This window comes from Bradyrhizobium sp. SRL28, from assembly GCF_018596315.1.
Lineage (GTDB): Bacteria > Pseudomonadota > Alphaproteobacteria > Rhizobiales > Xanthobacteraceae > Bradyrhizobium.
The window spans coordinates 1-8,676 of the sequence record NZ_JAHEAG010000101.1 but is presented as its reverse complement, the minus strand read 5'-3'; the positions used below and the strand labels follow the sequence as shown (position 1 = coordinate 8,676).

General features: G+C 56.5%; 7 protein-coding genes and 1 pseudogene. 5 read left to right on the top strand and 3 right to left on the bottom strand.

The window, feature by feature from the left end:
- Positions 1–579: 579 nt before the first annotated feature.
- Positions 580–1,056 (bottom strand): Lrp/AsnC family transcriptional regulator, encoded by a 477-nt coding sequence (locus KIP88_RS44810; RefSeq protein WP_214494466.1) that lies wholly within the window; start codon positions 1,054–1,056, stop codon positions 580–582.
- 1,587 nt (positions 1,057–2,643) lie between these two features.
- Here KIP88_RS44810 and KIP88_RS44805 point away from each other — a divergent pair.
- Entirely contained in the window at positions 2,644–2,946 is a 303-nt protein-coding gene (locus KIP88_RS44805; protein WP_374226610.1) for a hypothetical protein, read from the top strand.
- A gap of 236 nt (positions 2,947–3,182) precedes the next feature.
- Here the strand turns inward: KIP88_RS44805 and KIP88_RS44800 are convergent, their stop codons facing one another.
- Positions 3,183–3,980, bottom strand: coding sequence for a YopT-type cysteine protease domain-containing protein (locus tag KIP88_RS44800; protein ID WP_214494464.1), 798 nt, complete (start codon positions 3,978–3,980; stop codon positions 3,183–3,185).
- Positions 3,981–4,997: 1,017 nt separating this feature from the next.
- On the opposite strand from KIP88_RS44800, the pseudogene KIP88_RS48905 reads away from it, so the two are divergent.
- The 4 genes and pseudogenes from KIP88_RS48905 to KIP88_RS44780 all read left to right on the top strand — a co-directional run.
- A pseudogene (locus KIP88_RS48905) lies at positions 4,998–5,503 on the top strand (transposase); the annotation flags it as partial.
- Positions 5,504–6,051: 548 nt separating this feature from the next.
- Positions 6,052–6,855: a Crp/Fnr family transcriptional regulator gene (locus KIP88_RS44790; RefSeq protein WP_214494461.1), complete on the top strand. Its 804-nt coding sequence runs from the start codon at positions 6,052–6,054 to the stop codon at positions 6,853–6,855.
- A 48-nt stretch (positions 6,856–6,903) separates the two neighbouring features.
- The gene (locus tag KIP88_RS44785) at positions 6,904–7,086 is read left to right on the top strand and encodes a hypothetical protein (RefSeq protein ID WP_057851335.1); all 183 of its coding nucleotides are present in this window, start codon (positions 6,904–6,906) and stop codon (positions 7,084–7,086) included.
- Between the two features lie 421 nt (positions 7,087–7,507).
- Complete coding sequence (locus tag KIP88_RS44780; protein WP_214494460.1) at positions 7,508–7,693, top strand: hypothetical protein; 186 nt, start codon at positions 7,508–7,510, stop codon at positions 7,691–7,693.
- 570 nt (positions 7,694–8,263) lie between these two features.
- On the opposite strand, the gene KIP88_RS44775 is transcribed toward KIP88_RS44780, so the two are convergent.
- A partial coding sequence (locus tag KIP88_RS44775) for a hypothetical protein (protein ID WP_214494458.1) occupies positions 8,264–8,676 on the bottom strand: 413 nt, incomplete at its 5' end.

Below are 8,676 nucleotides of genomic sequence, written 5' to 3'. Positions count from 1 at the left end.
CGTCAAATCGTGTGCAAGCAACTCCTGCGGGGGACGCCGAGTTGGGTAAGTCAAGCGAGCGGATTGCAAGCGCCCGAGTAAGCTTAAGAAGGAAGCGTGCCGGAGCGGCTTCCGCCTACCGCTGCGCGACCCAAGGCGCCGATCGATGAGAGAAGGGGGGCTGCCATTCGGCGTGCCCGGCTCGAGCGCGGGCTTACGCTTGGCAATGTTGCATCGGGAGCATGTATATCAGTCCGGATGCGCAGTCGGTTCGAAACGGGCAATCGGCCGTCAGCATTGGGCTGGTTGAAAGTATCTGCACGGGATTAGGTAATGACCTCGACGTTTTTCCGTGAAGTTGAGCAAACGACGGGAGAGGCTCAACTCAAAGGCTCTGATCAAGTGGAGGTCGTCCGCTCAGGTACCAGCTACGGCACAGCTATCGCTTGCTGTCGCACCGAAAGGGAGCACGGAAGCTGTTCGAACCCTTATCAACATACAAGCAGAGCGATAGTCATGCGCGGTTTCTATGCGCGTTAAGGGACGAAAAGCGCGCAAACGCGTCGATCCGCGGGGTGAAACGCCTGCATCAGCGTGTTGTCAACTCTCGGATGGTGCCTCAACCGGAACAGCAAAGCCCGCCTTTACGCGATCCAATACGACCATCGTCTTGAAGCTCTTGATGTCCGGGTTCACATAGAAGAACCGCCGAGTGAACTCCTCATAATCTTCCATGGTGGGCGCGGTAACGTATAGGACAAAATCCGCGTCGCCGGTGACGTAGAAGCCGTTGACGACCTCAACGGACGATCTGATGGCCTTCTTGAATCTATCGATTATATCTGAACGCTCTCGCTCCATGGTCACCAGCACCAGCATTTGAATAGGTCTGCCCACCGCTTTCGGCGATACGATTGAAACATCGGCCTCGATAATGCCCTCCGAGCGGAGCCTCTTCAGTCGTCGTTGACACGCGGTAGCAGAAAGCCCTGCTAGTGCGCCGATCACCTCGGAAGTGAGGCGGTTGTTCTTTTGCACAATCTCGAGGATGCGGGCGTCTATCCGATCGTATTGCATAATCGGCTCCCCGGCCTTGAGGTGAATTTCATCCCGAAAGGCGTCCAAAATATTCCAAATGCATGCGATGATTTCAACAAATGACCGCGTGGGCGATCGCACCGTCCTGGCCGCTGGTAGTGAGTCTGCTCCGCCAGGAGCTGATCATCCTGCCGGGATGAAGAGCAGCCAGTGAACGTTAACGTCGACGTGTGAATGGTATGAGGCGTTGGTGCGATCACCTGCTGCTCCCCACCTTTGACAAAGATCGTTCGTTCTAAAGGAGGGCCTAAGCTCAAATTTCAAGCTGGCTCTGCTTTCTCTTGCGAAGCCTTTGGGTTCCGGATATTGCGGCCCCTCGCCTCTGACTTGCTGACGGATTTGCTCAAGCTGGCGGCCGAGCTCGGCCTTCTGCTGGCAACGCGATTGCGCCAAAGACCGCTTACAATGTTCGCATCCTTCTGAAAACGTTGCTCCACGCTCCGGGTCTTCTCCTCGCCTATCCATCGTTGGGGCGCTGCCGCCGGCGGCCCAGGGCGATGACCTCGATGCAACGATAGGAATCAACTTCCTGCCTGAAATCATGCATCGCATTGCCGCCATTCCACCTCCACTGATGAACTCAGTCTAGGCCGGATCGCAGGTGAGCCGAAGGATGGAGGTGAGGGGCTCATGCCGGTAGACTTGGTTACGTGTTGAGCGGCACAGGCACTGAAGTTGACTTGAGCCTCAACGTGAAAGGAAATGTGGTCGCTAACAGCCGTTCGAAGGCGGAACACTGTTCAACCAGGCGTTGCTCGATGAGTTTTCGCTCCTCATCAGGCAACTCGCTTTGAAGCAACTTACGACAACGCCAAATTTCATTCCGCACTGATCTGATCTCACTTAAACTATCATCAATCGAAGTACTCATGGATGCCGACACGGTGTGGAACTAACCTTTGAAAACTTATCAAAGTGTCATCCTTCGGCGAAGCCGCACACTGACTCGCCTTCATCACGAACGTTTCAGGTGTGTTGAGGATGACCGGAAGATCAGGCCGACAGTGGCATTCATGGCATCAAGGTAGCATCGATAGATGCAGGCCTCGCGCGCCGATCTCGGGGCCACCATAGATCATAGGCTCTCAATCGAGCCACGGTGGAAGCTTTGCGCATGTTCGCCTCCAGTCGGCATTACGTCTATAGCCTCCCTACACTGTCTTCCGCTTCACCATGCCCGCAGGTGAGGTGCAGCGATGCCAAGTCTGATGTCCGCCTTGTTGGCGAAGCGGCTCGCTCCATCGGAGTGCTTTGCGAGGTTTGCTGAGTTTAACGAATATTTAGACCTTGATTAATGCAATGAGCAGCGCATCTTCGTGGAATTTCTGCGTTTTGGTGCATTTTTTTGATGGATTCAAGCGGCCGGGATGCGATGGGTTTGTAGCAGCACTCGTGAAGTCGCCACTGCCAATACAGGCACGCGAACAAGCTTCAACGCGAGCCATTTGTTACCGGCAGCGTGTGTGAGATGTCGATCTCGGCCTTCCTGTTTCATTACGGGGGCGGAGAAATGCTTACTCTCCACATTTCTTCCGATCATGGTCGTCTGGATGGAAGGAGTGCACTATGAAAACGCTGGTTATTCGTTTTCTGCGCGATCAGTCTGGACGCTACCGCCATAAAGTATGGGTTGATAACGGCGGGTATCTCACTTGGGTTGCAAGCCGCGAATGGGATGGGGTGCTAAGCTCAGTACGAAGTTCGCTTCAATCAGCCGACACGCCGCTCTTCGCCGCAAGCTCGCCAGCGCAACACGACAATGATATCAACCCGTACTTGCTATCCCCAATCGCATCGCCCAACCTCGCAACCAGCGCCGCCTCTTACCCGACGCCCCGCGGTTCCGCTTTCCGCAACCGGCAACTGTGATGGACGCGGGGAATAGATGTCGCATTCTAGACGGCACGAGGCTGATTCGACTCCGGTGCGGCAGTTGCCGCTTTCGCCGCCTCGGGCCGAAGACTGCCGATTGCAATCAGACTCACAGGGGGAAGCCTCGTATTTTGGATAACATGGTTTGCCTGCCGCTTGATAAAAGCATCGGGTCGAGGATGCTTCCTCGCCTTCACAGAAGGCGCCAATCGCCCGAGGCCTGCAGGCCCCACTCAGTGCATTTTTTGTGTGGTGACTGTCGACAAATGCTGCCCGTTGGGGTTCCTGTAACGATTGGCGAGGCTTTGGAACAATCCAGCCATCTGGTCTGGTTGAACAGTAAATTCTCCATAGTTTGGATCGAAGAGCGTGGTCATTCCATTCGACGCCGACGTCGCAACTGTGTGTGCGCCACCTTCGGCGAAATACAAGCTGAGCAAATAGTTCGATCCGTCTTCGGTGATTTTTTCCAGCATGCGCGAGAAGCGCGAAGACTCGCCGAAACTATATTTCTTCTCTTTTCCGGATGGTGCCAAGTCTGCTTCCTGCAATATGGTGTTTTGTGCCTGAAGGTCGGCCTGAGGAGCTCCTGCTCCCTCGCTTCGCAACTGATCCTTGAGGTCCTGATACTGCTGCTGCCGCACAGTCGCTGAGTAGTGCCTTTGCGATCCGGGTATTAGCGCATTCATTCGGGCTGACGGGCTGTTGTTGAGATTGCGGAGCCACTCCGCAGTTAGTCCAACGCAGATGCCGTTGACATTCGCCTGAGGCAATTCGGCCGTCCTGTATTGGAACAGGGAGGTGCTCGGCCTCGCTGGAGAGGATGTACTGGGGTTGCTATGAAAAGTTGGATCCGACGCATGTGGCTTGCTGGCGCAGCACCCCATTTTGTCGGGCAATTCCGCAGGTGGCAGGTTCCTCCGCAGCGCGAGATCCGCAAGGGTTTCTGTAAAGCTGTCGCGGTCCACCGACTGACTCAGCTCGTCACCTTGGCCAGCGCGTGTGGATGAGCCACTGATTCGATTATACATGGCGATTCGCGTTTCCCTTCGGCGTACGGTTCGTCGCAGTGAGTTCGGGCTGCTTAGACCCTGCTGCGAAAGGTACTCAGGCAAGCTGACGACGAGCTGACGGGCAGGTGTTACCCAGCTTAGAGAGCATGAGGAAGGACATCGGTCCAACGACGAGTTGATGGTGGTGTGTGCTTCACCAACGATGGTCGGACTTCAATCTCCCTTCGGTTCAATTTGATCATGCTGGCCGACGCTGCTTAATCGACCTCCGCCTTTGCTCTCCCAATCCCTGACGGGCAATCCATCTCCGTCCGGGCACCTAGGGCTTCACCTTCCTCGCCTCGTGACGGCGTGGGCGCTAAGCTCGCAAATCAGCCCCGTCAAGGCTAGATCCCCTTGAACCATTCACATCCCTTTCGATTTTCGATAAGGCAGCGCCTGAGGTGCAAAGCTGAAAGCCGTTCGCCAAACTTCGCCATGACTGTATTTTGAGCAGGCGGATCAGTGCCGCGACTAGCGCCGGTTGTCCGATCGGGCACTGGCCGGTGAACCATTGAGCCTTTGCTGGCCCCGATTCAGGATGCCGCCGTGCTCGGGCCGGCCAAGGCCCAAGGCTTTCGGTGGCGCAAAAATGCGGCCAGCCTTGACCGCCCTGCGCGCGGCGGCCGGCGAAATGGGCGGTCGGACGGAAGATTGCCGGCGATGCGGTCGAACAAAAGAATGGACTTGCGGGCGCCACGTGTCGACGAGTGTTGCCTTCCCAAAAAACACCGCTTGTCCATTTCATTTCGCTGCTGGCTTCGCTGCGGGGAGGTGAATCAGGAGCATCGAACGCGTCGCCAGATGGCGGCGAATATGCTCTGAATCAGGTGGGAGCGACGCCCTGCCGGGACGATCCCGAACTCTGAAAACCGATGCTGCTTGCCGAGCGGTGCAAGAGCGAACGGCTGCGGCAGATCATCAAGGAATTACAGCCGCCAGGCATTGAGCTCGATCGTTCGACGCTGGCAGCTGGGCGGGGCAGGCAGCCTTCTGTTGTGTGAGCGCCTCCTTGGCAAGATCAGGCAACGGCGAAAGCTGTTAGCCGACGAGACGACGATCCCAGGTGCTCGATCCCGGCCGAGAGCGCACCAGACCGGTCAGCTCTGGGCTTATGCGCCCGGACGACCGGCCATGGGGCGGCGCCGATCCGCCCGGTGTCGCCTATATCCATGCCCCCGATCGCAAAGCCGACCGACCAATCGCCCATCTACCAGGCATCAAGGGGATCCTGCAGGTCGATGGCTACGCCGGTTATGGCAAGTTGGCCGAGCGTGACGACGTTCAGCTTGCATTCTGCTGATCGGCATGCGGCGTAACTTCTCCGAACTTGCCGCCCCTGGTCCTGCGCCCATTGCGGGCGAGGCGCTCAAGCACATCGCCGAGTTCTATGCCCATCGAGAAGGACATCGTGGCTGTAGCGCCGAGGGCGCCGTCTCGTTCGCCAACAGAAAAGCCAACCGCTGGTGGAATCCTTCGAGCCGTGGCTACGCAACGCTCTCGTTGGCGCGCTGAGGCCGCCTGGCGGCCACCGTACTTGAGAAGCAGTTCGACGAGGGGTGAACGGATCGTCTCGATGCGTCGCGACACGTGGGGATAAGCCAGTTGCCGCCCGCGACGAGAGAATAGCATCCCTTCATAAATGAGGTGTTGAGCAAGCATTGTTTGATTGTCGCGAAAACATCAGAATTTTCGCGTGACGAAAATGAACTTCGCGGCAAAGGGCACATGATCAAACTGTCGTGTGACATCCGAAATTGTCTCTGCGGAGGCGAGCTTGCCGTAATTGGGCTGTCATCGCCTCACGCAGCGGACCCCGCACCAGGCTGAAACGGCTGGCGATGCGCGAAGCAATTAAGGTGACGTTGACGGCTTTAATCGTGCCTGCGCGTATTGAAATCCGTCGAAGAAGGGCGTTCGAACGCGGGATTTGAGCGTTAACAGGAGGCTCATTGCATTAATCAGGATGAAGGCGTTGTTACAGTCCGAATCAATTTTTCGTTACGGGTCAGCGGGGGTGACCGCCGCATGTCAGGAGAGGGGCCGCACTATGACCGACCACGTGCCCGCCGTCCTCGAAGCGCTTGACGGCTCAAGAGATGCAGCTCTCACGCAGGTGTCCGGCACACAGCCGATGCTTGACCGGCCTGTTAAGGTGCGTCCTCCTACGCGCTCCTTTGTCAAAAATGCGATTCTCGCCCGTCTTTCTCTGCAAGACCTCGCGGCAGTAGGGGAGTTCCTTGAGCCGATCGTGCTGAGAGAACGCATGATCCTGCAGGAGCCGAAAAGGCATCTTGATTACGTCTATTTTATCGAGTCGGGCCTCGTCTCGCTGAGAATTGTCGCAGCGGAAAGCATCCTTGAAACCGCAGTGATAGGACATTGGGGTGCGGTCGGCGCTTCGCTCTTAGTGGTAGGGCATCTTTCGACGCACCAATCTGTTGTGCTCTTTCCCGGAAATGCGCATAGGATCGGTGTCGAGGATTTGCGCCGGGTGACGAAGGAGCGTCCTGAAATCCGAGAACATCTTCTTCGGTACGTTCAAGCGCTGACCTTGCATTGCGCTCAGACGGGATTGTGCGGGGTTCGGCACGATCGCGAACAGAGGCTCGCGAGCTGGCTCTGTTTGGCGAGTGATGCTCTGGGCGCTCACGTGCTTCCAGTCACCCATGACTACCTTTCGTTCGCGTTGGGGTTGCGCCGCGCTGGTGTAACCGAGACGCTAATCCGATTTGAAGAACAAAGGTTGATTCGCAAGATGCGGGGCGTCTTGCAGATCCATGAACGCAAGGGCCTCGAGCAAAAGGCATGTGGTTGTTACAAGCTTCTTTCAGGCACTTATGCCCTTGTCTGAGTCCCTCAGCAAGAGAGCGGGCGGTTAGCAAAATCGCCCAAGCGTTCAGTGCATCTCAAAGCACAGCCCGACATGCCTGTCCACGTGCTCCGGAATTGCTACATCGAGGGCACGGGCTTTGTCGCGCACTGTGAGGACCGTGCCGAATTTGCCGATCTCACCACGGAATTTGCGGTAAACGTGCTCACGTCAATTTTCTTTCTGGCTCTGATCATGGTCGATCGTATGTAGCCGCCTTTGTCGTCGGTGACGCACTTACCGCACCTACAATATCGTCGCAACGGTCGGAATCTGGCGCTCGGCTGCGCGTTACGACGGCGAGCGCCAACCTTGCACGCATCGGTATGGTTGCCAGAATGATCTTGTTAAGTGTCATCATGATCGATGACCATTCCCGAATGCCACTCTGTTAACTAAGCCCCAAGGTAAATGGGCTCTGCATTAATCGTGTCTCAGTGCTGCAACAGCCGTTCTGTTCCTCATTAGAAACAGCAAAATATGACTCCACAGTCCTTATTGCGGAGATCAGTATCCAAAATATCGGGCAGGCGCATCGAGCGTTTTTTAACTGATTGTTTAAGCCCGAAGGTCGCAGCGCGAAAGTGCCTGCGACCTCGTTTCGCTCGGACTCAGACCAAATATGAACTGAGGAATGGCCTATTTGATCTTTGCCCGCGATGGCACAAGCTGCATTGTATTGAAGCGAGACAGTCGGGATGGAGCCGAAAAGAAAGCGCGCGAGCTAAGGGAGCTAGGCTGGTTCGATGTGCAGATTCAAGAAGCCGCGCCAGCCCGAGCGAAGAGCGACAGCCCCATAAAGGACTCGGATGGCAATTGAGGTCTGCGATCAAGACGGGCCGCAGGCCTCCTTGGAGTCGATCTGCTCAGGCCGGTCGTTAATCGAGGTCCAACAACAAGGCGGCCTGGAGGACCGTCTAAAGTTACCTCTTGATGTCCATCACTGGGATGGTTCGTGATTAGTGCTTGTCTCTGACGGATTTATTACGGGTGGGCTATTGACGCTTCTCGCTCTTTGGCACGCGGCGCAGTATCTGTCTTATCCGCTCGTCGCGTTCCCGTTTGAAAACTCACGCTCGCGATGCTCGAAGGCCGCGAGCTCAACCGTGGCGCTTCTAAAAAGCGGTCCCGTGTGTCTCCGCCGATTGACTATTTCCCGTCATCTACGACCCGTCTAAGCCCCGAGCCACCATAAACAATCAATGGAATCGGGGAAAGTGCCGTCGGGTTTTGATGTCAGGCGACCGGGTCTGCACTGGCGTCGAAATGCGAATGCGTTCAGGCCAATTGCAACGCCAATTGACAGCCGATCCCACCTGTCATGGGGTTCCTCGAGATCATAGAGCGAAGACGGTAGCTCGCACGCGACCCGAGCCTTTGAGCACCGCCTCTATCGGCTCGCTGCTAACCTCGGTTGAACCGGGCAGTTAGTTGGAGCGGCGGCGTTCAAGCGTTCAATTGTTTGTTGCAGCCGCTCGATCATCGCACGTTCGGCCTCGATCGTTTGCCAGCTGGTGTCGACCACCGGCGGACCAATGTCAGCAGTCGCCATTTCGCCGGACTCAATCCGTCGGATACGGTCCTCGGCCAAATCGATGAGGCCTTGAAGCTGCTTTTTCCAATGAACGGACATGGTCTGCAATGTGTGGTGGTCACTATCGCCGTAAGCGTGGGACCGATTCCCTAATAAACTATTGCCAATTCGCGTGGCCCGACTACCCGGGACAATCCTGGTTGACAGCCACGCCAGATCGGGACGCCATTTGCCTCGATCGCGGATCGACGTCGGCCCGCCTTTTTTGG